Genomic DNA, 23,959 nt, shown 5'->3' with positions numbered 1-23,959 from the left:
GCGTGGTTCAAAACTCCGTAACGTCGCGCCCGCCGCGACGGGTCAGAAGGTGTGTTCGAAAGTCGTTTTCCCACCGTCTGCTGTCGGACGTTCCGACGACGATGGACGTTCCCATTCCACCGACTGCATCATCGTATGCAGGGGCACCGCCCAGCGTGGTGATCGTCTGTGATTCGCCCTCTGGCTGTCGGCCGGCGTCTTCGCGGCCAGCGTCAACGACGATGCCAACCGGCACAGCATCTGCGCGGTGTTCTCGAATTACTTCGATCGCGCGGGCGTAATTCCGCCAGCAGTTGTACAGTACGATGACAAAACCACTGGTGGTTGCTGCGCGGAGTTTCTCCTCGATTTGCTCCCATGGTCGCCACTTTTCGGATAGCGATATCGTGCAGAAATCGTTGCTTAGCGGTGCACCGAGCCGGCCGCCACAGGCAAGCGCTGCGGTGACGCCCGGAACGACTTCGATGGGAACGTCGGTCACGTCGTTTTCGGCGGCAAGCTGGAAGACGAGATCGCTCTTGCCGTAGACGTTTGGATCGCCACCGGAGACGTGTGCGACAATCTCACCGTCGCGGACGCGATCGAACGCCATCTCGGTCAGCTCGATCTGTCGGCCCATCGACGATCTGATGATCGTCTGCTCGGTGCCATCCGAGCGCTCGGCGACGGTAACGTCCTCAGCAACCTCACGGGTACGAGCTTTCTCAGGCAACACGGAATCAGTCCGAAGAAGCGACTGATAGAGATTCGACGCGATCACACAGTCCGCCCGTTCGATCACCGAGCGCGCAGCCTGTGTCATTGATCTGGGCAATCCTGGTCCCATTCCGACCACGTACAACACGCCGTCGTCCGCTCGCGGAGACGTTGTGGGCGCTGTCATCGTCCCACCGCCACGGTCACACCCGTCTCGAAGCGTTCTTTCGGCCGGAGTAGTTCGTGTGAGCGACCGCCCGCGATGGCGGCGGCCTCGGCGATTCCCGGCCAGCCGATCAGCGCCGGCGCTTTTGACGATGATGGCCCCTCGAACTGCTCAAGCGTGGGCTTATCGAAACACACCACACCCCAGCCCCGATTGGTGGCCGCCTCGAGCAGTCCCGCTTCGTCACCCTTTCGGGTCGCGGTTGCCACGAATGAAACGTCGGATCGATCACGGTCCAGCGCATCGAGGGTGGCGTCCCACGCCGCCGTTACGGCCGACGCTGAAATGTCAGCGACCGTCCCTGTTCCGAGCACGAGATCGGCCCCCTCGTTCGGTTTCAACACCGTTACGTCCGCATCAACGAGTACTGCACGGGGGCCATCCAGTCTCGCGACGGGGCCGAGTTCATCGTTCAGAACGGCCAGATTCGTCTGTACCGTGGAATCACCGTTGACCACGTGGGCATCGAGCGCCTTGGCCCTGGCTTCGACTCCCTGTTTACCGGCCGCCTCGCTGGCGGTGGTCGTCGCGGGAATGGCACCCAGATCGGCAAGCTCAATCGCAATCTGGTTCGCACCGTGGTGGCCGCCGGTGATTGGAACTGCCCAGGTGAGCGCCTCATCTACGACGACGATCGCCGGGTCGGACCATTTGTCTTCGAGCAGCCCCGCTGTCTTTCGGACGGCAATCCCCGACGCCATTAGACCAACGAAACAGTCGTATTCTCCCCAGTTGTCGGCGAAGACGTCGCCGTGATACTCCAAAATCTCGACGGTGTCATATGCTCCTGAAAGTGCTGATTCGATCGTAACCGCCGTTTCGCGCTTTCGTTCGAAGCTGATGATGGCGATCCGCTCGGGGACTTCTCCGTCCGAATCCGCCGTCGAGCTGGTTGATTGTGTCTCTGTCATTCGGTGGAATGCTCCGTTGTGGTCGTCGTTTCGCGTGCGGTACCGCCAGTTGCCCAGTCGCCGTACAGATACGACCGCTCGTAGTCGCCATTGCTGAGGACGTGGCCGATGATGACGAGCGCAGACGCTGAAATGCCACTCGAGGAAAGCTCATCGGCAATCGTTTCGACCGTCCCAGTGACGATCCGTTCGTCGGGCCATGACGCGTGGTAGACGACCGTCACTGGCGTCGACGGATCGCGACCATCGTCGAGCAGTCGGTCCATCGTCTCTCGGACGGCGTGGGTACCCAGGTAGATGCAAGTCGTCACATCGCCCATCCCGACGAACTCACTGATGTGATCGTTTGCTGGCTCGAGCGTCGTCCCCTGCGGTCGAGTGAATGCGACGTGATTGGCGACGCCGTTGAGCGTCAGTTGGGTTCCGAGCGTGGCGCTTGCCGCAAACGCGGCCGTCACGCCAGGAACCAGATACGCCGGTACGTTTCGGGTGGCGAGCGCATCGATCTGTTCGAGTGCGGCGCCGTAGATCGAGGGATCGCCGCTGTGTAAGCGGACGACCGTTCGGCCCTCCTCGTAGGCCGATTGAATCATCCCAACGATCTCCTCGAGTTCCATGCCGATCGAGGAGTGGCGTTCGGCTGACTCACAGTAGCGATCGAGTAGCTCGCTGTTCACGAGCGAACCGGCATGAACCACGAGCTCTGCGCGCTCAAGCAGCGTTTTCCCCCGAACGGTGAGCAACCCCGGATCACCCGGGCCTGCGCCCACGAACGGAACGGCTGGTGGCTCAGCCATCTGCCACCTCGTGTGTCTCGGAGAAGGCCGCCGTCGCCGGCGACGACTCGAACGATCGTTTTCGAGCAAACGCAAGCGTGTAGTAATCCCGATCGGCAAGCTCCGTGGGGTCGTCGGTCACCACGGTGGGGCCCGATTCCATGAACAGCCGACGACCGTACAACACGTCGTAGTTCGCTGCACTGAGTTGCTCGTGGACCGTTGGAACGTCGAGCAGCTTGAACAACAGAAGCTGGGGCACAGTGGTCGGAATCGGGCCGTTAGCCGCCTCACAGAGCGTTAGTCCGGTCGTACTGGTGAGCTCAATTCCAAGCGCACTGGTAAACGCCGTCACCGCGCTCACACCCGGAACGACCTCGACGTCGATCTCCGGGTGAAAGGCCTCGAGCGTTCGTCGCAGATGGCCGAACGTCGAGTAGACATTGGGATCGCCGAGTGTGACGAACGCCACGTCTTCCCTGCGCGCTTGTGGTGCGATGCTGTCGGCGGCGTCCTTCCAGGCAGTGCGAAGCGTCTCCGGATCGCGCGTCATCGGAAACGAGAGCGAGCCCAGGCGGTCGTCGGAGACGTGCTCAGAGACGACCGCACGAGAGAGTCGGCCGGGCGTATACACCGTCGAGACCGCCTCAAGAAGGTCTTTTCCACGGAGGGTGAGCAGCGACGGATCGCCCGGGCCCAGCCCAATGCCGTACACCGTCACGAGGGCTCACCCAGCAGGAAAAACACCGGATTGTTCGACCGAAAGCTCATCGCACCAGCCAGTTCGTACCCCTGGCTCACCTGCAACTGAAGCAACTCCGAGAGTAGCCCACGCTCTTTGAACGCCGTCGTGGCTTTGCCGGCCACTTCGAGACGCGAGACGGTCATCCCAATCCGATCGTAGTCGTACTCGATCGCCTGCTCTAGCACTGCATCGAATTCACGGCTCCCTCCGATGAACAACACGTCGCCGTCGGGTGGTAGCCCAGCGGGTGCCTCCTCGTTGAGAACTGTCACACCCTCTGTCGCGTCGTTTGCTCGCAGATTCCGTTCGGTCACTCGAACGCGATCCGGATCACGCTCGATCGCCGTCACCAGATCCGTCCGCAACGACCCCTCGATCGTCATCGCACCAGTACATGACCCAACATCGACGAAGTGATCCGGCGGGCCAACCCCGAGTGCCTCCATGACAACAGCCCTGACTGGAGGTTTTGTGGGACCCGCACGCGCCTCGTGGGGAAGCGATAGCTCTGACATCAGCTAATACAACTCAGGTAGCAGTTAAAACAATTTTGGTTGGGTTAATACAAAGGAACTTGTTCTATGGTGATGGCTGTGTCACCCCATCGGCGTCGGATTCAGGCCAAAATTACTTGCCCAGTCGGTACCGAGGGCTCACAATGGTGAATGACGTTGTGGGGCACAACGACGCGGGCGTTCTCCAGAGCAAACGGAACGCCACCCGCTATCAGATACTGGTCGAGATAGCAGAGCGCCAGCCGGCTGTGAGCCAGCAGGAGATCGCCGATTCAATCGGAATCACAGCACAGGCAGTGAGCGATTATCTCCAGGGACTTTTAGAAGAGGAGTTCGTCAACAAACACGGCCGTGGGCGGTATGAGATCACCAAAGAGGGCGTCGATTGGCTGATAACGCACACGGACGCGTTACGCCAGTACGTCTCGCACGTTTCTGAGAACGTGATTGAGCAGGTCGACATCGAGGCAGCGATCGCGACCGTGCCGATCGAGGAGGGAGAGACCGTGACGCTCACGATGCGCGATGGATTTCTCCACGCGGACAGTGCGACGACCGGTAGTGCAACTGCAGTTGCAGTCACGCCGGCCGAGGCTGGCGATGCAGTTGGGGTGACCAATTTTGATGGCGTGGTCGAGTACGAGCTTGGAGCGGTGACGATCGGCACGATTCCATCGGTCGAGAACGCCCAGAGCGCCTCGGTCGCAACCGCTGCGCTCGAACAGCTCATTGCGGATCACAAACTGCTCGCCACGGCAGGGACCGAGGCGTTTGCGATCGCACGAGCGGCCGACAAATCGGTCGACATCAAATTCGGAACGGTGTCGGGCGTTCAAGAAGCCGCAACTCGTGGCCAATCGGTGGCGCTGGTTGCCACCCCCGACCGGCTCTCTCGACACACAGACCGACTCCGGGAGGAAAACATCTCATATGAGGTCATCGACCTCCAGGAGTAGGTCACACAACTACCACCGTGCCCCCAGAGATATTTTCTTCGAGAACACACCTCCAGTATGAAAATTGGAGCAGGGCTGTTCACTTCTCAGCGCCGTCCCGACGACGACCGCCCAATGGCTGCGCTGTACGACGAGTTGCTTGAGCTCGGGAAAGCGATCGAATCGGCTGGTCTCGACAGCGCCTGGGTGTCAGAACACCATTTTCAGCCAGACGGGTACTGTTCGGCACCGTTGCCCGTGCTCGGCGCGCTCGCAGCGGTCACCGACGAAATCGAAATCGGCTCCTGTGTCGCGCTTGCTCCGCTGTACGATCCCGTTCGACTGGCAGAAGACGCGATCGGCGTGGAACTGCTCTCTGATGGTCGACTCACGCTCGGGCTGGCGATCGGTTCGAATCCCGACGAATTCGAGGCGTTCGGCGTCGATCCGGACGAGCGAGCCGAGCGACTCACCGACGCGATCGGCGTCCTCGAAGGAGCGTTCACGCCTGGCGCGCTCGCGTACGACTCCGATTTCCACCCCATCAGTCCAGAGCGGACGATCACGCCAACGCCAGAATCTGTGATCCCGATCGTGCTCGGTGGGAGCGCAAAGCCGGCCGTTCGTCGGGCAGCGCGTCGAGCCGCTGGCTGGTGCAGTCCGTCTGCGCTCTCGGTCGAGGCGATCGAAACGCGGGTTGCAGACATCCGGCGAGTGAGAGCCACTGAAGGGCTCGATGGCCCGTTTTCGATCTATGTTCTCGTCCATGGATTCGTCTGCTCGCCGGATGCGCCCGACGAGCGGGCCTGGGAGCAACTGAAAACGGGCTATCTCTACACCCAGCGGCGATATGCGGAGATCTTCTCGGGTGAGAACGTCCCTGCGCTTTCTCAGGAGCGACGGGAGACGCTCAAAGAACGAGCGATCTACGGGACGCCAACGACCGTCGCCGACGAACTCGAACGCTACGAACGGGCGCTGGGAGCTGACATCCACGTCATCTTCAGAACGTACCAGCCCGGCATCGACACTGCAGCGCTCCGGGCGAGCATTCGCCGGCTTGGCCGGGACGTACGACCACTGCTGGACTGATCACTCACCGGTTTTGTACACGCCACGAGCGGTGGCCAGAACGGTGTCGTCCTCGCCCGTTACCTCAACATCAACCGTCCCAACGGCGTCACCACACCGGTGGACGTCCCCCACTGCGTACAGATCACCGGTGGCAGCATCGAGATAATCGATTCGCATATCGATCGTCGGGACCGGCTGTTCGACGAGCGAGACGAGCGCAGCACCGCCAACGGTGTCGGCGAGCGTGAAGGTAACGCCGCCGTGTGCCAGCCTGTGGTCTGCATTCCAGGAAAGCTCCTCGCGCAGTTCGATATGCCCCTCGGCGTGGCCATTGTCGACGGTCGTAAGCTCGATACCGAGCAGATCGGCAAACGGCATCGTCTCGAAAAACGATTCGATATCCATACCATCCATTGGTCGAACGGGTCAATAAAACTCAGCAGTTCGTTACCAGTCACTCAGATCGGCACTGAGAACGAAATCCGGTTCGTCGCTGATAGTGGCACGAAGATACGCAGCATCGGAAACCGCACGTGCAGTTTCCGGGATCAACACGCGGGTGGCGTCGGCTCCGAGTTCGGCTGCATCCGCACGAATTGCCGCGAACAGTGCCTGTGCCGACTGGAGGTCGTCCCACGCACCGACGCCGTACTCCACTGTCGTTTCGGTTTCGCCGTCCGCTATCTCCCGCGTTCGAACGGCCGTTCGGCAGGTCATTGCCTGCACGCCGTCGTCAACGACCGCGTACACACCGCCGTCCTCGGCCGTAGCCGAAAGATCCTCACGGGTGAGCAAAGAGAGCGCCCAGGACTCCTCGGTGTCGAGTGCGAGGCCGCCGAGATGGGTCCGCGTAGCGCTGTTCTCCCAGTACTGCCATGCAAGCGTCGGATCCGAAACGACGGTCTCTGGAAGCGATACTGACTCCGGTTCTGGCTGTGCCCAGCGGAACTCGGTGACCGGTTCGAATCCGATCGACCGTGATCCGCCGAGTCCGGCGTCGTTCCAGGAGAACACCATGTTCCGACAGACGGTTGCGCCGTGGTCTGTTGCCCAGTCAAACAGCGCGTGATTCAGTTTCGTACTGATTCCGTCGCCGCGAAAGTCTGGATTGACACGCATTCCCTGTGCCCACGCCTCGTGGTCGGAGAGCATGACGAGCTGGCAGATGCCGGCAATTGCGTCGCCAACATCCGCAACGAGCGTTCGCGTCCGTTCGGGATCGCCGTCGATCCACTCGTGATACACGTCCGGCAGGTAATCCGACCCATCGCGATCCGGCCAGGTATGCTGTGTAAACGCAACAACGTCGTCGTAATCATCGGCCCGAGCGGGTCGAATCGAGCACTGTGTCACGTCCATGGTACTGATCGATCGGTTCGTTCGCCGGCGAGCGACGTTTGCATCGTCGATGCAACGTCGTCGCTGTTTTCAAGCGCCCACATCAGCTTCACCATCGCCGTGCCCGGAAGCATATCTTCGCCCTCGATCACGCCCGCATCGAGCAGATCGCGGCCGGTGTCGTAGACGCGATCACAGACGCGACCCTCCAGACAGGAACTGGTCATCACGACAGCCGTTCCGGTATCGGTCAGCTCGTCGATATACTCGATGAATTCCGTGCGGACGTGACCGAGCCCGGTCCCTTCGATGACGAGCCCGTCTTTTTCTGCACAGCTCTCGAGCAGCGCTCGGTCCATTCCCGGCGTGATCTTGAGCAGTTCAACGTCGGTGTTCAGCTCGGGTGTGATGGCGAGGTCGCTCTCCCCTCGGTGTGTGTACTCCCTGCGGAACGTGACCGACTCACTCTCGTAGTCGATCGTTCCCAGCGGCTTCGAGCCAACCGTCTCGAATGCGTCACGGCGAGAGGTGTGATTCTTGCGGACGCGCGTCCCTCGGTGAAGCGCGCAGGTAGTGTCGTTTTCCGTCGCGTGCATGCAGACGAGCACCTCTGCACAGTCTGATTTTGCCGCCTCAACCGCACAAACAGCGTTCATCACGTTGTCGCTTGAGGGGCGATCTGCCGAGCGCTGGCTTCCGGTGAAGACGATCGGCACCGGCGTATCGAGCATGAATGCGAGCACCGACGCGGTGTACTGCATCGTGTCCGTTCCGTGCATTACCACGACGCCGTCGGCACCGGCCTCGATCTCCTCATACACTGCCGTTGCGAGATCACGCCAGACCGACGGCGTCATGTTCTCGCTCAGGATGTTTGCGACGACGCGACCACGGTAGTTGGCTCGGCCGGCGAGATCCGGCACCGCACGCAACACGTCTTCGGCGTCGAACTGCGCCGTAACGGCACCAGTTCGGTAATCGACGGTCGAGGCGATCGTCCCGCCGGTCGAGAGCAGCGAGATTGTCGGCAGCGACGGATCCGTCTCGATTGCCGACCCGTCGTCCCCACCGTTGTCGCCGTCGATGTCGTAGACCGACGATTCCAGCAGTTCGATTGCTGCACCAGTACGATCGATTCCTACGTTGTAGCCACCATCGAGCTTGAGCACGACGGTTTCACCGTCAGTCGAAGGTAGACAGACGCCCTCATAGCGCACGTCGTTGCGTTCGACGCGAATCCGATCCCCAGAGTCCATGTCGGAGCTATCATCACCAGTAACTTGAACTCCGCGATGCGAACCGCACGCTCACGAGGGAAAGCGCAATACGTCTTCGGACCAACATTCAGCCATGTCCCCAGGCGGCCAAGACGTGGTCACGACCGAAACGAATCGCTCGACGACCGAGGAGTCCTCCTCGGGGCTTCGATCGACGCTCAAATCGATGCTCATCCTCGGCGTCGTCTTTGCGCTCGTTCAGTTCGCGTTCAGCACACTACCGATCGTTTCGATCCTTCCGAAAGCTGGGCTCATTGGGTTGTTCATCGCTGCGTTCGGAATTGGGCTGCTCGATAGCTCTGCCCGGTATCCAACGGTCGTCCTCATGGGGCTCATGACGGCTGCGCTTGTCACCGTCGTTGGAAATTCGAAGCTGCTGGTAAATGGAATCGTTCCGGAGGTGTCGCTGGCGATCGGTATCGCCGGCGGTGCGATCGTGGCGCTCGTGGGCTACTACTTCGGTCGAGACCTGAAAGCCGGCGTTTCACAGGAGCTTCCCTGATTACTCCGAACGAAGCGACCACCGACCCTGCTTCTGTGTGACGACTCCAAGCGTTGAGAGCTCTTCTAACGCGTCCTCGACCAGCTCCGGTGCAGCGTCGATCTGTCGGCCGATTTCGTCAATTCGTTCTGCGCCGGTAGCAATCGCAGAAAGCACCTCGGCGTAGAGACGGGCCTGGTCGGCGTCGCGCACGCCCAGGGCTGGTTCATCGGTGAGCTGACGAGAGATGCCATCCATCACCTCCGTGAGCCGGCCATGTACCCAGCGCTGTGCCATCGAAAGCTCACTTGAAAGCTTCTCAAGGCGTTGTAACTCCCTGGTAAGCTCAGTGAGTTCGCCGCTCTGTTCGGGGGTCGAAACGTCGAGCGAAAGATACCGACAGCGCGTCATGTCGAGCCCACGGCTGGCCGAATATGCGCTTTTCGCACCAAAGCCATACGGTGAAACGTTCACTTCAAGGCGAAGATTCCGGGCAATCGAGAAGTATTTCCGCCGCTGATCGTCAACACGGGATTCGACCAACCCAGCCTGCTCTAGCTTTCGCAGATGGTCGATGACAGCCTTTGGACTGACGCTCAGATACTCGCTGATCTCCGTAACATAGCAGGGTTTGCGGGCGAGCAATCGGAGGATCCGCCTTCGATTCTCGTTCCCCAGAAGATCCAGGAGTGCGGCAGAATCCATTGGATGATATTGGTGATACGCGGTGAAAACCGTGACGCTCTGAGTAAATGCCCCCCGCACAGGTAAACCGATCTCTGTGGCGAGTTTTACGCTCACCACAACAGGACATTTGGGAGTTGTAGTAAGCATCCACCTCGAACGGGAATGTTTCGGGAAAGATGGTACTGCGTGGAAATGGCAGAAGACATTTCGGCGGATGTGATCGGACAGTATATCGAAGACACAGAACAGAGCGTACGCAATTTATCCCCGCGTCGGGTGACACGGGGAACTCTCGTCGCGTTTCATTTAGCGGACGGCGGCCTCGTCCACGACGAATCGGATCGGGAGGGGGCCCTCTCCAGCAAGTAACCCCTGTTCTTCGGGGGTGGCGTTACCTTCCAGGGGGTTGTCATCCGGTGCCTGTGGTGATTCGTTGGTGGCTGACTCAGTCGGCGTCTCGGTCTCAGTCTCTTCCGGTGGATTGGTCGGCGTTTCCGTCGGTGGCGTTTCCGTCGGGGTTGTGTTCGTCGTTTCGTTCGTGTCTGGTGTGGCGGTCTCGTTTTCAGTCGGCGTTTCAGTCGTGGTGTTCGACGGCGTCTCGGTGCTGTTCGTTTCGTCGGTCGTCTGATTTTCGGTTGGCTGGGACGCCGAATCGTTCTGTGCGTCCTCCGATTCGTTCTCACGATCCGGACAGTCGATGCCAGCAAGATCCGTCTCGGAAAGCGCCTCAGAGCGGTCTAACAGCGGCACGGAACAGGCCTCCTTTCGAAGTGTTGCGAGCTGTGTGCTGTTTACGTTCGACTCGTTGGCTGTTTCCGAAATGTTACCGACCGATCGACGGAGCTCGACGACGTGAGTCGTGTACGCATCAGTGTAGGCCTGTGGTGACGATGTTTGCTCGAGCTCCGATTGCTGGCGTTTAATAGAAGAAAGTTCGTCCGACAGTTGCTCAGACCGCTCCTCAATGAGCCGTCGCTTCTCTGATTCGTTTTTCGCCGATTCGAACTCGGCCTCCCACATCTCTCGCTGTACTGTGCTCTCCGTGCTGACGGCACTTGTCTGCATGAACGAGGTGACGGTTTCTCCCTCCGGAGTGTTGTCGAGGGCGGGAAGTGTCCCGTTCGAAACGGTCCCCGGAAAAACACCACTTAGAACTAAAACTGCAATGACGATGACGAGGGCCGGATACCGATCCATTGGTGTGTTCCATTCACCCCACACATAAAAGGGCGATTGTCCGTTCTGACTGTTCACACGGTAAACGGTTCGCAATTGATGTTGGTTTTTGGCTCGGAGTTACGATTCATACCGTTCAAACGCCTGGTGAGCCCAGAGCACAGAACCGATTGAAAGCGCCACTGTTAGGAACACCACAATGAATCCTGGCTCGGATCGAAGGGGGGGATACAACGAACACCGACCCGGAAGGCGACCAAGACCACACCACCCCATCCAGTCCAATCCGTAATCGAGGAAGTCATTGATGAGCAACGCGAGGAGTGCACTGAGGAGTGCACCACGAGTCGTCGTCCCGTACAGTGGTATTGCGGCCGCCTCGACGACGAACAACAGATGGGTCAGAATGATCCCGAAATACGCCCACGGCGCTGGGAAGTATGCGTCAAACTGGACGTTGAGCACCATCACTGTCCACAGGCCGTATTTAACGAGCCACACGAACGCAAACGTGTGGAGATACGCGAGTACACGAGTTCGGGGCGTGCGGTCAAGTCCCTTGCCGACCGTGCCCAATAGCGTCGTGAGCGACAACAACGCGAGCGCCACCGCAGTCGGCGAATCAGCATACAGCGGCCAAACAAAGGTAAACACCTCTGGGAGGGTCTCGACGTAGTATCGAAGTCCGACCAACACCGCCATCGCGTTCGCGAACAGCAACCAGACGAGCGACGGCGTGTTGTCGAGATAGTATTCACCCCAGCGTTTCAGTTCCATGGTCGAACACCCCGAGCCACACCGTATAGCCGTGTCGACTCCGATCGAATTGGTGAATTGTATTGTGGTCAGGTAAAAAATTCCTGGCAAAAATTTATCTGTGCGAGTGACTAACATACATAGGTAGGAAATAATGTTCGCACCGTTTTCACGCGCGTATTACCTCGGTCGGTTGTACGTTGAACCGTACGATGGTGATCGGCCGGTAATCCACGACGAACAACACGAGGCGGTGAACGAGCGCCTTTATGGCACTGAGACAGGCATTAGCCGCCTCGACAATCCGTTGGTAATGAAACTCGGCAACCGACACCTCTCGGTCCATGGAGAGTCAGGAATTCCAGGACGAACCCTGGCGGTGCCAGCCACGCTGGCAGACGAGACGAATGACGAACTTCCGGCACTCCGTGAGGTGTTGCTCGCGAAAGCCGACCGGGCAAAACAGCTCCAGGCGATGGGACTCACCACCGGTCAGTGAGACTGACCGTCGCCCCACACCGAACGGTGTATTAATCAATCTAATAGATAATTTCAGTATATATTCAAACTAATAAATCTTTAGGAAGTGGTTTGTCATCATAGACAACGTAGAGAAGGTTTTTATTCGTTTGTGCCGTGGTGTACAGACACGATGTCCGATCGCGCCAGTCCATCACAAACATTAGAACTGTACGTTCGGTCACTCTCCTCAGGGACGGGAACGCCGGTCGAATCGATGATCGACCAGTTAGAGCGGGCCCAGACGGAGGGAGAAATTGCCGATTACAGCGTAACCGTGTGGGGAGAACGAATTAGCACGGAACCAACCGTGGCCCGAACCGCTGCCGGTAAACGAATCCGAGAGCGCGTACGCGAATTTCGACAGTGGGCAACCGAGTCGGGGGAAACACTTTCCGGTGGCTTCGATCGAGAAACCGTTCATTCTGCGATCACGGGCGATTCACACGAGTTCATAACGCTTCCCAGCGTAGCGCTCGCGTGTCGGAAAAAGGGCGAACTGGCGTGGGTTGTTCCGTCGAAACCCGCCGAAACCGCAGAGCCAGTCACGGCGGCCGACCGCCTTGCGTCGCTCCTCAGGGAACGAACGGATTCTGACTCGAGAGAACGGGCCGTGGTTCCGAGCGACGATTGAGCGCTATCGATAATCTGGCTGTTGGCACGCGACACCGTTGACCTTCCTCCATCGGGTGAGCAAAAGCGAACGAAAATCGGACAATCAATCTGACACCGTCGCACGGTCTCAACACACTTATCCTCTATCCTTGGTTTGCTCGTGTATGGAGACTGTAACGGTCACGCTTCCCGACGGTTCGACGCTCTCTGTCGAGCCCGGGGCGACGGTGGAGGATGTCGCATACGAGATCGGCCCTGGTCTCGGTCGCGACACTGTTGCCGGGGTTATCGACGGCGATCTCGTCGACGCAGCGACCCCAGTGCACGACGGTGCACGCATCGAGATCGTCACTGCCGACAGCGACGAATATCTGAGCGTGTTGCGCCACTCCGCAGCACACGTGTTTGCACAGGCACTCACGCGGCTCTATCCCGAGGCACAGCTCACGATCGGCCCGTGGACCGATGATGGCTTTTACTACGACATCACCGGTGTTGATCTCGATGATGATGCGCTTGATGAGATCGAAGCCGAGGCAAAAGAGATTATCGAGGCGGACATCCCGATCGATCGCGAGGAACGCTCTCGAGAGGCTGCGTTCGAGTATTACGAGGATAATCCGTTCAAACAAGCGATCTTAGAAGATGAGGCTGCCGGCGAGGATCCAGTGACGTTCTATAAACAGGCCGAATTCGAGGATCTCTGTGCCGGCCCCCACGTCGAATCGACCGGTGAGATCGGTGCTCTTTCGCTGCTTTCGATCTCTTCTGCCTACTGGCGCGGCGACGAATCGAACGAAACGCTCACGCGGGTCCACGGCACGGCGTTCGAATCCGAATCGGAGCTCGAGGCCTATCTCGAACGACGCGAAGAGGCCAAAGAACGCGACCACCGGAAGATCGGTCGAGAGATGGATCTGTTTTCGGTCCCCGATCACTCGCCCGGCTGTGTGCATTATCACCCCAACGGAATGGCGATCCGTCGCGAGCTCGAATCCTACGTTCGATCGAAAAACGAAATTCTTGGCTACGACGAGGTTCGGACCCCTGAGCTGAACAAGGCCGAGCTCTGGAAACCAACTGGTCACTACGAGAACTTCACCGAAAACGGTGAGATGTTCAACTGGGTACAAGACGACACCGAGTACGGCTTAAAGCCCATGAACTGCGCCAACCACGCCTACATCTTCGATCAACAGACCCATTCCTATCGCGATCTCCCAATTCGGTTTTCGGAGTTCGGTACTTGTTATAGGAATGAACAGTCTGGCGAGCTATCTGGAATGTTCCGGGTGCGTGGATTCACTCAGGACGATGGCCACGCCTTCGTTCGTCCCGACCAGATTCGTGGTGAGATCGTCGACGCCATCGCCGTGATTGAGGACATTTACACCACGCTCGGGCTAGAAGTGATTTATAAGGTCGAGACCCGCGGTGAGAACGCAATCGGTAGCGAAACCATCTGGGAGGAGGCAACGGACACGCTGATCGAGTCCCTCGAAGACGAAGGGCTCGAGTACGACATCGAAGAAGGCGAAGCGGCGTTTTACGGCCCCAAAATCGGCATTAATGCCCGTGACGCAATCGGTCGGGAGTGGACGATTGGAACGGTCCAGCTCGATTTCAACATCCCTGAACGACTCGGGCTCAGCTACGTCGGTGAGGACAACGAAGAACACCGACCAGTGATGATCCACCGGGCGCTGCTTGGCTCGTTCGAACGGTTCATGGGCGTGATCATCGAACATTTCAAAGGGCAGTTCCCGCTCTGGATTGCACCGGAACAGGTTCGTATTCTACCGGTCACCGACGATCAGATCGAATACGCAGAGACCGTCAAAGAACGGCTCTCGGGCTTTAGAGCCACGATCGAGGATCGCTCCTGGACCGTCGGTAAGAAGATCCAGGCTGCACACGACGATGATGTGCCGTACATGTTGATTGTTGGCGACGATGAAGCGGCCGCCGAGACGGTCTCGATTCGGGACCGAAACGAACAGACCGAAGACGACGTGGATCTGGACGCGTTCGTTGATTTCCTGACCAAAGAACGCGACCAGCAGCGGCTTGAGCCAGACGTAATGGCCGGATCTTTCTAGATCATCGATACGTCTGTCGATCGGTCACAACACACTTTACTACGGATCGTACAGGAGATTCTGGTGAGTGTTTGCTGTGACAATTGACATATCTGACATTAAACGTCGGTTTGTGACAGATTTTGGCCGGTACGTGTTTGCATCAATCGTGCCGGCGGTGCTGGGGGTTGCCCTGGTAAAGATCCTGACGGTCGCGTTTTCGCCGGCCAGCTACGGTCGATACTCTCTGACGATGTCTTATGTGGCGATCGGATCGACGCTTGCGGCTGGCTGGCTCGGACAGGCAATCCTCCGGTATGAGCCGGAACTCGACGACGAGGTGCTCGTTTCGGGCGTCCTGTTTGCGATCGGTGGAGCCGTCTCCATTGTTGGGATCTGTGGGTCCATCGGATGGATTCTTGTTGGCGAGCGACTCGGTGCGTATCGGCCATTTTTTCTCCTTGCCATTGGGTTGGTGGTCGTCCAATCGGTGTATCAGGTGGTTCGGAAACTGTTACAGGCACGGCTTGATTCCGGACGGGCGGCTCGGTTGACGGTACTCCGTGCCGTTTTGCGATTTGGGCTGGGAATCTGGATCGCACTGTTCATTCTTGATGGCATTGTTGGCTGGTTCGTTGGTGCGATCGTGGGGACGGTGGTGAGTCTCGTGGTAACGATCGCTATGGGTGATATCGAACTGTCGCGACCGTCCTATCGACCCGCGCTTCTCGAGCGGCTCTTGCGGTTTGGCGTGCCGATGGTTGGCTGGTTGTTCGGGTTCACGCTGCTCTCGTTCATCGACAGAACACTGATCGAGCTAGTGCTTGGATCACGGGCGGTTGGCATCTATTCGGCCAACTATGACGTTGCGAACAAGGCGCTTCCTCTTGTTGTGGCTCCCGTGATACAGGCAGCCCATCCGATCGTGATGAACGCCTGGACCGGATCGAATCAGACCGAGGTTCGGCGAATGATTCGGGAGATGACGCGCTATTATCTCTTGCTTGGAGCGCCAGTAACGATGGCCGTCATCGTGTTCGGAGCGCCCCTGAGTGGGCTGCTGGTCGGAAGTGCCTATCACAGCGGGCACGCAGTGATTCCATTTGTTGCACTTGGACTGTTCGTCTGGAACGGATCGATGATCGGTCACAAGGGTCTCGAGATCACCGACAACACCCTTGTGATGCTTGCTGGCGTCGTGTTCGCGTGTGTACTCAACGTCGTCGGCAATATCGTGTTACTGGAGCCAGTTGGCATCGTCGGAGCAGCACTCACCACGCTCTGTAGTTTTCTCTCGTATCTGTTGTTCGTCTACGTCGTCTCACAGCGCTATGTCGGATGGGATCTTCCATGGCGGTCGATTCGGACCGTCACGGTTGCAGTTACGGTTCAGGGAGTAATTCTTTCGATCGGACTGACTGTTGGTGGATCAGACCTTGTTTCGCTTATGCTGACCGGCTGTGTCGGAATGATCGCCTACGGCGCAACACTGGGGGCAACAGGCGAGATCCGCCACAGTGAAATGGACACGGTGAGAGAGCTACTCTACCAGATCTACTGAATATGAAGAAAATTGGTGTATTCCACCCTCTGTTCGGGTTTGGCGGCGGTGAGGCGGTCTGTATGAACGTCCTTGAGGCGCTACAATCCACCTATGACCTGACGCTGGTAACGATGACAGAGGTGGATATCGAAACGATGAATGAGTATTATGACACGGCCGTCGATCCCGACCTCTCAGTGGAGCCTGGGAAAGCAGTAAGAAAGACCTTTCGAGGTTCACAACGGGCACTTGACCGTCTCACCGGGGCTGCGTGTGGTCGGCTCCATGTCGGCCTATTCACCCGTTTTGTGACCCAGCACACAGATCAGTTCGATCTCCTCGTCAGCACGTTCGGCGAGTACGATTTCGGCGTTCAGTCCGTGCAGTACATCCATCTCCCAATGTACAACCGCCACCTGTTTCCACCTGCGCTCAAACCTGGAAAAATGCAACAAATTTATGATAAGTTGTGTGATATTACAGCTGGTAAACCTGACAGGCCGGATGGGACGCTCATCGCCAACTCTGATTGGACCGCACAGATAACTGAGCGGCTGTACGGAGTCCAGCCGGAGACGGTTTATCCACCGATCGCCGTCGATGGATTCGCAGAAAGCACGTGGTCAGGCCGTGAAAACGGATTCGTGACGATCGGCCGTGTCGATCGGACAAAGCGGATCGAAGATATGATCGCCATCATTCAAGGCGTGCGCGATCGTGGACATGACGTGCATCTCCACGTGATCGGACCGGAGACCGACGAAGCGTACTCCAGATCGCTGCGTCGCCAGTGTGGAGACGATCGGGAGATCGTCTTCGAAGGACGGCTCGATCGGTCGCGACTGATCGAACTAATCGAATCGCACAAATTCGGACTCCACGCCAAGCGATACGAACACTTCGGCATGGCAGTGGCAGAGCTCGTCGCCGGCGGAACGATTCCGTTCGTTCACGACAGTGGTGGGCAACGAGAAATCGTCAATCGAGACGATCGCCTCGTCTATGATTCGGTTGCACAAGCTATCGAGCAGATTGATTGGCTGCTCGAACGCCCTCCAGAACAACGCGACGCCAGGGCAGGGCTTCCGGAGGTGGCTGCACAGTACGGCACCGACCGGTTCCAGAAGGCGACGAGGGCTGTCATCGAGCGCACGCTTGGATCGACTGCGTGAGCACGCGATCGTATTTGCCGGCGATTGCACCCGCGACGATCCACATCGGGAAGAATCCGGTTGCGTAGTAGAGCTGGAGCACGTCCCAGAATCCAAAGGCAAGCGTTCCGATCAATCCAGCGAGTGTGGCCATGACATACAGTCGATCCGCATCGAACTGCCAGGCAAGTCTGAACCCATAGACGCACACGTATCCGAGAGTGCCAAAAAAGAGAATGAGCCCAACGATTCCTGTCTCGGCGAGCAACAGAATGTAAATATTATGAATTGGCAAAGGTGTGGCGTACTGAGCGGGTTGAACGACGCCATACTGATCCGCGACGGCGACGTAGTTCATCCCGCCAATTCCCAGCAGCGGATGATCCACAAAGATCCGCAGGCCAGCGAGATACTGCTGAAAGCGGATGCCGAGATTCGAGAGGTCAAACAGCGGAATCGACACTTGACTCAGCCGGTCGGCTCCCGAGATGATATATTTGACCAGGATGGAATCTCCACCGGCTTGCTGTGCGTTCGTGACCGCACTGTTGGTCGATCCACCGTTCACCGCCGCTCCGTGGACAGATATCGAATTCGTCGTTGATGACGGCAGCATGCTCGTCAGCAGGCCACCAAGCAGGGCACACAGACTCAGCAGTCGCTGTGTCCGGTTATACCCCATCGTGGCCAACGTTCTTGGCACGCCAGAACTCACCAGTAACACCACCAACAGACACCCGGCTCCAACGAACAACGCACCACGACCGGCATCCGTCGAGGTTGCTCGTAACACGACACACGAGACGACGATCCAGCCACCGACCATCAGCGAGCGCAAACGACGTGTTGAGCGAAAGAGTACCACGATCCACACCGGAAGCGTCAACACGAGAAGATTCGCCAGATTGAACGACATGCCGGTGAACCCACTCACGAACGTTCCAGCCTCAAATGAAATCGATCCGATCGCGATCACGGACACCGTCGCATCGCCGCCCTCACCGAGTTGTGACAACCCGAACGTCCCCTGTGTGAGAAACTGTGTGAGCCCGACGACTGTCTGTCCGCCTACCGCGACCAGGAGCACCAAAACAACCGACCGAAACCGCACCCACCGTTCTCGGACAGACATTTCCAGCAGGAGAAAAACGAGCAGACCCAATCCGACGTGTGCCGAAAACCAGAGAGCAACAGCCCTTGATGGCCCGTTCGATACCAGGGCAGAAAGCACCGTCCAGAGGAAAAACCCACAGAATAACCACGATCCCCGCGTAGACGGGCGAAATGAAACATCCCGGTAGATACAGCCAGCACACAGGACCACAATCGGAACGTACACGAGCACGAGATCGCCAACCACGTCCCCCGGAAAGCGACCTCCGATACCGAGCAACGGTACGTCGGCTGATACCGTCGATAGCACGATGATCCCAGCAATCAATCCCTGGATCCACTCTCCCGAGAAATAGACTATCATAGTGTACATACCCAGTCCCAAACACAGCGCCACCAGCACCGGATGGGGAACCGAAAGTAATGAAGATAATACGATAGATCCAACGAGAGGGACGATTACAACCACAATTACTGTCAATAACATAGAAAACCAGGTGGCATCGATGTACCGATTCGACTGTTTCCGGAAAAGCTGCTGTACAGTTGAACGAAACATAATCGACTACCGGCTGTTCACGACCTGGGAATAAAGACCTTATATCGGAAAATTAACTATTTCTTGAACTCCAATCCGATAATGATATTCCAGATTGAATTTCCGGTATCGAACAGACGTGTGCTATCTTTCTACAAGGAGAGAAACCCGCCATTTACGGCTGTCACAAGACGCCCCGTGTCCTGTGGACCAACCAGAGCTACTGTGCCGTTCCGGTGACGGTCACGAGAGCTTCGCTTTCGTTCGCCAACCAGAACTGCGAAGCAGTTCTGGTGACGGCGTCATCGGGCTACGCCCGACTGCCTGAAGGACGTAGTCACTCTGTTTTACGCCGGAGTGGATGTCACTTAGAGCCGTTGTCGTCCTGTAACTCTTCGAGTTCGTTTTCGACCTCGGCGCTCGAACTCGAGCTGTCAGTGCTCGCACCGTTCTCGGTGGAAGCATCAGGTTCGGGAGCCTTTCCCATCTCCGAGCGCAGCGTGTCTAGTTCATCTTCAACCTCGCTGTCGGTCGTGACCTGTTCGAGCTCTCGGTCGAGTGAGTCCTTATCCGAGAGGGCGTTGTCGAGCTGACCGGTCTCTTCTAGCTCATCGAGCGCTGCCGATCTGGCTTCCATGTCTTCGGTGCGGCTTTCAGCGCGTTCGATCGCCTGATTGACGTCACCCATCTCGTCGCCTGCGCCGGTCATGGCCTCACTGACACGGGCAGTGGCTTCTGCGGCCTCGTACCGCGCTTTCATGGATTCCTTTTTCGTCCGGAACTCCTCAATGCGGTTCTGGAGCTTGTCTTTCTTATCGACCAGGTTATCCTGGGTCTGCTGGAGTTCCGAAATCTGGGCATTCAGATCCTCGATTTGTGTCATCTTCTGCTTTTTCTTCTCCAGTGCCTTTCGTGCAAGATCCTCGCGGTCCTGTTCGACGGCCGAACGAGCCTGCTCGTTGTGCTTTGAAACGTTCTCTTCGAGCCGTCGTTTTTGCATCTCGAGGCGCTTTTTCTGTGTCGTCAGATCCGCAATGCCTTGCTTTACTTCCTGGAGCTCATCGCGCATCTGTTCATAAGAGTAATCAAGCGTCTCAGAGGGATCTTCGGCCCGATTGAGGAGGGCGTTTACTTTCGACCGGATAAGGTACGAGGTTCGTGAAAGGATACCCATATTCACTCTATATCGACCCAGCCTATTAAAGCACCTCTTCATAAACATGATCCATGGACAACAGCGACGAACCGGCAGAAAAACCCGTTGGAATCCCAGGGAATCGAGACGTACGTGGTGTTCTCAGTGATCCTGGTGCCGATCGGTGTGTAATCGCCTGTCCACCACATCCGAAACTCGGTGGGAGCAGTGCTGACAGGCGTCTCACGTCCGTGTGCGACCGGCTCACAAAACAGGGGGTGGCGTCGGTACGATTTGATTACGGCGAGTGGGACCGTGGTCCAGGAGAGCTCACTGACACCGAGCGAACGCTCGAATGGGCACAGCACCGCTACGAACGCGTGGGAGTCTACGGGTTCAGCTTCGGGGGAACCCTGGCTCTGCTCTGTGGGGCCAACAGTGCACCTGCGGTGGTGTGTGCCCTCGCCCCCACGGCCGGAATCGGCGACCTCGATGCAGTGAGTGCGCTCGAGCGAATCGACGCTCCCGTGACCGTCGTCTACGGCGAGCGAGACACGACAGCGGAGTACGAACCAGTTGTCGAGCGCGCCACCGAGCTGTCAATCGACACTGTGGGGCTCCCTGCCGATCATTTTTTCGTCGGACAGACCGCAACCGTTGCCGACACCGTAACGGAGGCGTTGCTCGATGGTCTCTGAATGTGTCATAATAGCACGGTAGAATGTCTCACTGTTCCCGACAGCCCGAAACGGTTTTCACCGCCAGTGGCCCACCCTCAGTATGCCGACGGACTACGATCCATCTCTTGGAAACAAGTTCATTTTCGTCACCGGTGGTGTGATGTCTGGACTCGGCAAGGGGATCACGGCCGCGAGCACCGGTCGGTTGCTCGCCAACGCCGGATTCGACGTCACCGCCGTGAAAATTGATCCATATCTCAACGTCGATGCAGGAACGATGAACCCGTTCCAGCACGGGGAGGTGTACGTGCTCAAAGACGGGGGCGAAGTCGATCTAGACCTGGGAAACTACGAGCGATTTCTGGACATCGATATGACCTCCGATCACAACATCACGACAGGAAAAACCTTCCAGCACGTGATCCAGAAAGAACGCGACGGAGATTATCTCGGGAAAACCGTCCAGATCATTCCGCACATCACTGACGACATCAAGCGTCGCATTCGCGAGGCGGCTGCCGGCCACGACATCTGTATCGTCGAAATCGGTGGCACTGTCGGTGACATCGAAGGGATGGCATTTCTCGAGGCGATCAGACAGTTCGTCCACGAACAGCCAGCGGACGACGTGTTGTTGACCCACGTGACGCTCGTCCCGTACTCGAAAAACGGCGAACAGAAAACGAAGCCCACCCAGCACAGCGTCAAAGAACTCCGATCGATCGGACTGCAACCGGATATTCTGGTTGGTCGCTGTGACGATCGACTCTATCCAGAGACCAAAGAGAAGATCGCGCTGTTCTGTGACGTTCCAACAGATGCCGTGTTTTCGAATCCGGACGTTGAGGACATCTATCATGTCCCGCTGATGGTCGAAGACGAAGGGTTAGACGAGTACGTGATGGACCAGCTCGGGATTGCTGGGGACGCGCTGGCACCGTCTGAGCGTGATAACAGTTGGCGCGAGATCGTCACCGGTGACGTTGAAGGAGCCGTCGACATCGCACTGGTGGGCAAATACGAGCTCGAAGACGCCTACCTCTCCGTCCACGAGGCGCTCAAACACGCTGGTCTCGAACACGGCGTCGACGTGAACGTCGAGTGGGTAAACGCAGAGGAACTCGACGCCGGCCATCGCGAACGGCTTGAGGCCGCCGATGGCGTCGTCGTCCCGGGCGGCTTTGGTTCGCGTGGTACCGAGGGGAAGATCGAGGCGATTCGCTATGCGCGTGAGAACAACGTTCCGTACCTTGGGCTCTGTCTCGGGTTTCAGCTTGCAGTCGTCGAGTACGCCAGGTCCGTCCTGGGACTTTCGACGGCACACTCCGCGGAGCTGGACGAACACACACCAAATCCGGTCATCGATCTGCTCCCCGATCAGGCGGATATCGACGAGATGGGTGGCACAATGCGACTCGGATCCTACGAAACCGAGATCGAGCCGGAAACGCTTGCTGACGAGCTTTACGACGGGCCGTGTATCGAGCGCCACCGCCATCGCTATGAGGTAAACCCGAACTACATCGCGCAGATGGAAGAAAACGGCCTCCGATTCTCTGGACGGGTCGGCAACCGCATGGAGATTCTCGAGCTTCCAGAGCATCCGTTTTTCCTCGGGACGCAGTTCCATCCGGAGTTCAGATCCAGACCGGGGCGGGCGAGTCCGCCGTTCGTGGGGCTGATTGAGGCCACACTCGAGCGACGTGAAACCATTCTCCAGGAGGGGGTGTCGAACTGATGGTCGAAACGGATGCCTTCATTGAGGAAGCCGTCGAGGAGATTCGATCGACCATTGGCGACCGAAACGCGGTGATCGCACTCTCGGGTGGCGTGGATTCATCGGTTGCGGCCGCGCTGGCCCACGAAGCGATCGGCGAGCAACTCGTCCCAGTGTACGTCGACACTGGCCTGATGCGAAAGGGTGAAACCGAACAGATCCGCGAAACGTTCTCGTTTATGGAACGACTCCAGATCGTCTCCGCCCAGGAACGATTTCTTGACGCGCTGGCTGGGATCACCGATCCCGAAGAAAAACGCCACGTGATCGGCGAGCAGTTCATTCGGGAGTTCGAACGTGAGGCTCGCGAGAGCGATGCCGATTTCCTGGTTCAAGGAACGATCTATCCGGATCGAATCGAAAGCGAAGGGAACATCAAATCACATCACAACGTCGGTGGACTGCCGGATGTGGTGGATTTTGAGGGAATTGTCGAACCGGTGCGTGATCTGTACAAAGACGAGGTCCGCGACGTTGCCCGCGCACTTGGACTCGAGGCGGTCGTCGCCGAGCGGATGCCGTTTCCTGGGCCAGGACTGGCCGTGCGCATTGTTGGCGAGGTAACCGAATCGAAACTCGAAACGGCGCGTGAAGCCACTGCGATCGTCGAGGACGAGCTCGAACCGTACGAGCCATGGCAGGCGTTCGCCGCCGTGCTCGGGAAAGCGACCGGCGTCAAGGGTGACAACCGGGTGCACGGTCACGTCGTTGCGGTTCGGTCGGTCGAGAGCCGCGACGGGATGACAGCGCGCGCACAGGAGCTTGACTGGGACGTACTCCAGCGGATCCAGAGTCGGATTACCGGGACGATCCCCAACGTTGCGCGCGTACTCTACGACGTTACACACAAACCCCCCGCAACCATCGAATACGAATAATGACTGCTACTGCAATCCTCATCGGACCGGACGGCGACGATCTCGGTGATGCCCTCGAATCGGTTGGCGTTTCTGTCACTCGCGTTCCGGGCACTGGCTCGAAAGAACAACTCAAGGACGCAAACGCCTCAACGGCCGACCTCCTCGTCGTCACGGACGTCACACTCGCAACGTCCATTCCGATCGCCCGCGAACTGAACGATGATCTCAGGGTCGTCGTGTACAGCGAGGAAACTATCCCCGAGTTCGCCCGAGCCACCGCAGAGTTAATCGTCGATCCAGCGTTGCTGGCACCCGAGACCGTCGCAGAGACACTCACCGACGAATTATAACATTCGC

At 58.1% G+C, this 23,959-nt stretch carries 25 protein-coding genes; 12 read left to right on the top strand and 13 right to left on the bottom strand.

The window, feature by feature from the left end:
- Positions 1-7: 7 nt before the first annotated feature.
- From JXQ78_RS02135 to JXQ78_RS02115, 5 genes are read right to left on the bottom strand one after another with little or no spacing between them, the layout of a single operon-like run.
- Positions 8-883 (bottom strand): precorrin-3B C(17)-methyltransferase, encoded by an 876-nt coding sequence (locus JXQ78_RS02135; protein WP_330631831.1) that lies wholly within the window; start codon positions 881-883, stop codon positions 8-10.
- Complete coding sequence (gene cbiG, locus JXQ78_RS02130) at positions 880-1,833, bottom strand: cobalt-precorrin 5A hydrolase (protein WP_330631830.1); 954 nt, start codon at positions 1,831-1,833, stop codon at positions 880-882. Before cbiG ends, JXQ78_RS02135 begins: the two co-directional genes overlap by 4 nt.
- Positions 1,830-2,630, bottom strand: a complete 801-nt coding sequence (locus tag JXQ78_RS02125; RefSeq protein WP_330631829.1) for a cobalt-precorrin-4/precorrin-4 C(11)-methyltransferase — start codon at positions 2,628-2,630, stop codon at positions 1,830-1,832. Before JXQ78_RS02125 ends, cbiG begins: the two co-directional genes overlap by 4 nt.
- The gene (locus JXQ78_RS02120) at positions 2,623-3,330 is read right to left on the bottom strand and encodes a cobalt-factor II C(20)-methyltransferase (protein ID WP_330631828.1); all 708 of its coding nucleotides are present in this window, start codon (positions 3,328-3,330) and stop codon (positions 2,623-2,625) included. The genes JXQ78_RS02125 and JXQ78_RS02120 overlap by 8 nt, the downstream gene beginning before the upstream one ends.
- The gene (locus JXQ78_RS02115) at positions 3,327-3,869 is read right to left on the bottom strand and encodes an ATP-binding protein (RefSeq protein ID WP_330631827.1); all 543 of its coding nucleotides are present in this window, start codon (positions 3,867-3,869) and stop codon (positions 3,327-3,329) included. The genes JXQ78_RS02120 and JXQ78_RS02115 overlap by 4 nt, the downstream gene beginning before the upstream one ends.
- Before the next feature lie 143 nt (positions 3,870-4,012).
- Here JXQ78_RS02115 and JXQ78_RS02110 point away from each other — a divergent pair, with 143 nt between their 5' ends.
- Both JXQ78_RS02110 and JXQ78_RS02105 read left to right on the top strand, forming a co-directional pair.
- Complete coding sequence (locus JXQ78_RS02110) at positions 4,013-4,825, top strand: DUF7839 domain-containing protein (protein ID WP_330631826.1); 813 nt, start codon at positions 4,013-4,015, stop codon at positions 4,823-4,825.
- Positions 4,826-4,882: 57 nt separating this feature from the next.
- Complete coding sequence (locus tag JXQ78_RS02105) at positions 4,883-5,896, top strand: LLM class flavin-dependent oxidoreductase (RefSeq protein ID WP_330631825.1); 1,014 nt, start codon at positions 4,883-4,885, stop codon at positions 5,894-5,896.
- Here the strand turns inward: JXQ78_RS02105 and JXQ78_RS02100 are convergent, their stop codons facing one another.
- Genes JXQ78_RS02100 through gatD form a run of 3 tightly spaced genes read right to left on the bottom strand, consistent with a single transcriptional unit; the run spans position 5,897 to position 8,472 of the window.
- Entirely contained in the window at positions 5,897-6,283 is a 387-nt protein-coding gene (locus JXQ78_RS02100) for a PaaI family thioesterase (protein ID WP_330631824.1), read from the bottom strand.
- 42 nt (positions 6,284-6,325) lie between these two features.
- Positions 6,326-7,237 carry a GNAT family N-acetyltransferase gene (locus tag JXQ78_RS02095; RefSeq protein ID WP_330631823.1) on the bottom strand — a complete coding sequence of 304 codons (912 nt, stop codon included), beginning with the start codon at positions 7,235-7,237 and terminating at the stop codon, positions 6,326-6,328.
- Positions 7,228-8,472, bottom strand: coding sequence for a Glu-tRNA(Gln) amidotransferase subunit GatD (gatD, locus tag JXQ78_RS02090; protein WP_330631822.1), 1,245 nt, complete (start codon positions 8,470-8,472; stop codon positions 7,228-7,230). Before gatD ends, JXQ78_RS02095 begins: the two co-directional genes overlap by 10 nt.
- A 94-nt stretch (positions 8,473-8,566) precedes the next feature.
- Between gatD and JXQ78_RS02085 the strand changes: the two genes are divergently transcribed.
- Positions 8,567-8,995, top strand: coding sequence for a hypothetical protein (locus JXQ78_RS02085; RefSeq protein WP_330631821.1), 429 nt, complete (start codon positions 8,567-8,569; stop codon positions 8,993-8,995).
- Here JXQ78_RS02085 and JXQ78_RS02080 read toward each other — a convergent pair whose 3' ends face one another.
- The 3 genes from JXQ78_RS02080 to JXQ78_RS02070 form a co-directional block, all read right to left on the bottom strand.
- Positions 8,996-9,679, bottom strand: a complete 684-nt coding sequence (locus JXQ78_RS02080; RefSeq protein WP_330631820.1) for an ArsR/SmtB family transcription factor — start codon at positions 9,677-9,679, stop codon at positions 8,996-8,998.
- A 288-nt stretch (positions 9,680-9,967) separates the two neighbouring features.
- Positions 9,968-10,858 (bottom strand): hypothetical protein, encoded by an 891-nt coding sequence (locus JXQ78_RS02075; RefSeq protein WP_330631819.1) that lies wholly within the window; start codon positions 10,856-10,858, stop codon positions 9,968-9,970.
- A 99-nt stretch (positions 10,859-10,957) separates the two neighbouring features.
- On the bottom strand, positions 10,958-11,614 hold the full coding sequence (locus JXQ78_RS02070) for a DUF1405 domain-containing protein (protein ID WP_330631818.1): 657 nt from the start codon (positions 11,612-11,614) through the stop codon (positions 10,958-10,960).
- A gap of 133 nt (positions 11,615-11,747) precedes the next feature.
- On the opposite strand from JXQ78_RS02070, the gene JXQ78_RS02065 reads away from it, so the two are divergent.
- From JXQ78_RS02065 to JXQ78_RS02045, 5 genes are all read left to right on the top strand, one after another.
- Positions 11,748-12,092 carry a DUF5802 family protein gene (locus JXQ78_RS02065; protein ID WP_330631817.1) on the top strand — a complete coding sequence of 115 codons (345 nt, stop codon included), beginning with the start codon at positions 11,748-11,750 and terminating at the stop codon, positions 12,090-12,092.
- A gap of 153 nt (positions 12,093-12,245) precedes the next feature.
- Positions 12,246-12,746 (top strand): HTH domain-containing protein, encoded by a 501-nt coding sequence (locus tag JXQ78_RS02060; protein ID WP_330631816.1) that lies wholly within the window; start codon positions 12,246-12,248, stop codon positions 12,744-12,746.
- Between the two features lie 145 nt (positions 12,747-12,891).
- Positions 12,892-14,826, top strand: a complete 1,935-nt coding sequence (thrS, locus tag JXQ78_RS02055; RefSeq protein ID WP_330631815.1) for a threonine--tRNA ligase — start codon at positions 12,892-12,894, stop codon at positions 14,824-14,826.
- A 76-nt stretch (positions 14,827-14,902) separates the two neighbouring features.
- Positions 14,903-16,366, top strand: a complete 1,464-nt coding sequence (locus tag JXQ78_RS02050; protein ID WP_330631814.1) for a lipopolysaccharide biosynthesis protein — start codon at positions 14,903-14,905, stop codon at positions 16,364-16,366.
- A gap of 2 nt (positions 16,367-16,368) precedes the next feature.
- The gene (locus tag JXQ78_RS02045) at positions 16,369-17,520 is read left to right on the top strand and encodes a glycosyltransferase family 4 protein (protein WP_330631813.1); all 1,152 of its coding nucleotides are present in this window, start codon (positions 16,369-16,371) and stop codon (positions 17,518-17,520) included.
- On the opposite strand, the gene JXQ78_RS02040 is transcribed toward JXQ78_RS02045, so the two are convergent.
- Together JXQ78_RS02040 and JXQ78_RS02035 are read right to left on the bottom strand one after the other, a co-directional pair.
- On the bottom strand, positions 17,489-18,976 hold the full coding sequence (locus tag JXQ78_RS02040; protein WP_330631812.1) for an O-antigen ligase family protein: 1,488 nt from the start codon (positions 18,974-18,976) through the stop codon (positions 17,489-17,491). The two genes, JXQ78_RS02045 and JXQ78_RS02040, sit on opposite strands and share 32 nt — an antisense overlap.
- A gap of 538 nt (positions 18,977-19,514) precedes the next feature.
- Positions 19,515-20,324, bottom strand: coding sequence for a PspA/IM30 family protein (locus tag JXQ78_RS02035; RefSeq protein WP_330631811.1), 810 nt, complete (start codon positions 20,322-20,324; stop codon positions 19,515-19,517).
- 53 nt (positions 20,325-20,377) lie between these two features.
- On the opposite strand from JXQ78_RS02035, the gene JXQ78_RS02030 reads away from it, so the two are divergent.
- From JXQ78_RS02030 to JXQ78_RS02015, 4 genes are all read left to right on the top strand, one after another.
- On the top strand, positions 20,378-20,983 hold the full coding sequence (locus tag JXQ78_RS02030) for an alpha/beta hydrolase (RefSeq protein WP_330631810.1): 606 nt from the start codon (positions 20,378-20,380) through the stop codon (positions 20,981-20,983).
- Positions 20,984-21,065: 82 nt separating this feature from the next.
- On the top strand, positions 21,066-22,703 hold the full coding sequence (gene pyrG / locus JXQ78_RS02025) for a glutamine hydrolyzing CTP synthase (protein WP_330631809.1): 1,638 nt from the start codon (positions 21,066-21,068) through the stop codon (positions 22,701-22,703).
- Entirely contained in the window at positions 22,703-23,620 is a 918-nt protein-coding gene (gene guaA / locus JXQ78_RS02020) for a glutamine-hydrolyzing GMP synthase (protein WP_330631808.1), read from the top strand. Before pyrG ends, guaA begins: the two co-directional genes overlap by 1 nt.
- On the top strand, positions 23,620-23,952 hold the full coding sequence (locus tag JXQ78_RS02015) for a DUF7126 family protein (RefSeq protein ID WP_330631807.1): 333 nt from the start codon (positions 23,620-23,622) through the stop codon (positions 23,950-23,952). The genes guaA and JXQ78_RS02015 overlap by 1 nt, the downstream gene beginning before the upstream one ends.
- Positions 23,953-23,959: the final 7 nt, after the last annotated feature.

The organism is Halocatena halophila (assembly GCA_027563145.1).
GTDB lineage: Archaea > Halobacteriota > Halobacteria > Halobacteriales > Haloarculaceae > Halocatena > Halocatena halophila.
The sequence above is the reverse complement of the archived record's forward strand: the minus strand, read 5'-3'. Positions and strand labels throughout refer to the sequence as shown.

Coding starts and splice junctions, on each gene's coding strand:
- JXQ78_RS02110 (WP_330631826.1), top strand. CDS start 4,013: ATGGTGAATGACGTTGTGGGGCACAACGACGCGGGCGTTCTCCAGAGC.
- JXQ78_RS02095 (WP_330631823.1), bottom strand. CDS start 7,237: ATGGACGTGACACAGTGCTCGATTCGACCCGCTCGGGCCGATGATTAC.
- guaA (WP_330631808.1), top strand. CDS start 22,703: ATGGTCGAAACGGATGCCTTCATTGAGGAAGCCGTCGAGGAGATTCGA.
- cbiG (WP_330631830.1), bottom strand. CDS start 1,833: ATGACAGAGACACAATCAACCAGCTCGACGGCGGATTCGGACGGAGAA.
- JXQ78_RS02040 (WP_330631812.1), bottom strand. CDS start 18,976: ATGATAGTCTATTTCTCGGGAGAGTGGATCCAGGGATTGATTGCTGGG.
- JXQ78_RS02105 (WP_330631825.1), top strand. CDS start 4,883: ATGAAAATTGGAGCAGGGCTGTTCACTTCTCAGCGCCGTCCCGACGAC.
- JXQ78_RS02115 (WP_330631827.1), bottom strand. CDS start 3,869: ATGTCAGAGCTATCGCTTCCCCACGAGGCGCGTGCGGGTCCCACAAAA.
- JXQ78_RS02135 (WP_330631831.1), bottom strand. CDS start 883: ATGACAGCGCCCACAACGTCTCCGCGAGCGGACGACGGCGTGTTGTAC.
- JXQ78_RS02085 (WP_330631821.1), top strand. CDS start 8,567: ATGTCCCCAGGCGGCCAAGACGTGGTCACGACCGAAACGAATCGCTCG.
- gatD (WP_330631822.1), bottom strand. CDS start 8,472: ATGGACTCTGGGGATCGGATTCGCGTCGAACGCAACGACGTGCGCTAT.
- JXQ78_RS02060 (WP_330631816.1), top strand. CDS start 12,246: ATGTCCGATCGCGCCAGTCCATCACAAACATTAGAACTGTACGTTCGG.
- JXQ78_RS02045 (WP_330631813.1), top strand. CDS start 16,369: ATGAAGAAAATTGGTGTATTCCACCCTCTGTTCGGGTTTGGCGGCGGT.
- JXQ78_RS02015 (WP_330631807.1), top strand. CDS start 23,620: ATGACTGCTACTGCAATCCTCATCGGACCGGACGGCGACGATCTCGGT.
- JXQ78_RS02125 (WP_330631829.1), bottom strand. CDS start 2,630: ATGGCTGAGCCACCAGCCGTTCCGTTCGTGGGCGCAGGCCCGGGTGAT.
- pyrG (WP_330631809.1), top strand. CDS start 21,066: ATGCCGACGGACTACGATCCATCTCTTGGAAACAAGTTCATTTTCGTC.
- JXQ78_RS02030 (WP_330631810.1), top strand. CDS start 20,378: ATGGACAACAGCGACGAACCGGCAGAAAAACCCGTTGGAATCCCAGGG.
- JXQ78_RS02075 (WP_330631819.1), bottom strand. CDS start 10,858: ATGGATCGGTATCCGGCCCTCGTCATCGTCATTGCAGTTTTAGTTCTA.
- JXQ78_RS02065 (WP_330631817.1), top strand. CDS start 11,748: ATGTTCGCACCGTTTTCACGCGCGTATTACCTCGGTCGGTTGTACGTT.
- JXQ78_RS02035 (WP_330631811.1), bottom strand. CDS start 20,324: ATGGGTATCCTTTCACGAACCTCGTACCTTATCCGGTCGAAAGTAAAC.
- JXQ78_RS02100 (WP_330631824.1), bottom strand. CDS start 6,283: ATGGATATCGAATCGTTTTTCGAGACGATGCCGTTTGCCGATCTGCTC.
- JXQ78_RS02070 (WP_330631818.1), bottom strand. CDS start 11,614: ATGGAACTGAAACGCTGGGGTGAATACTATCTCGACAACACGCCGTCG.
- thrS (WP_330631815.1), top strand. CDS start 12,892: ATGGAGACTGTAACGGTCACGCTTCCCGACGGTTCGACGCTCTCTGTC.
- JXQ78_RS02080 (WP_330631820.1), bottom strand. CDS start 9,679: ATGGATTCTGCCGCACTCCTGGATCTTCTGGGGAACGAGAATCGAAGG.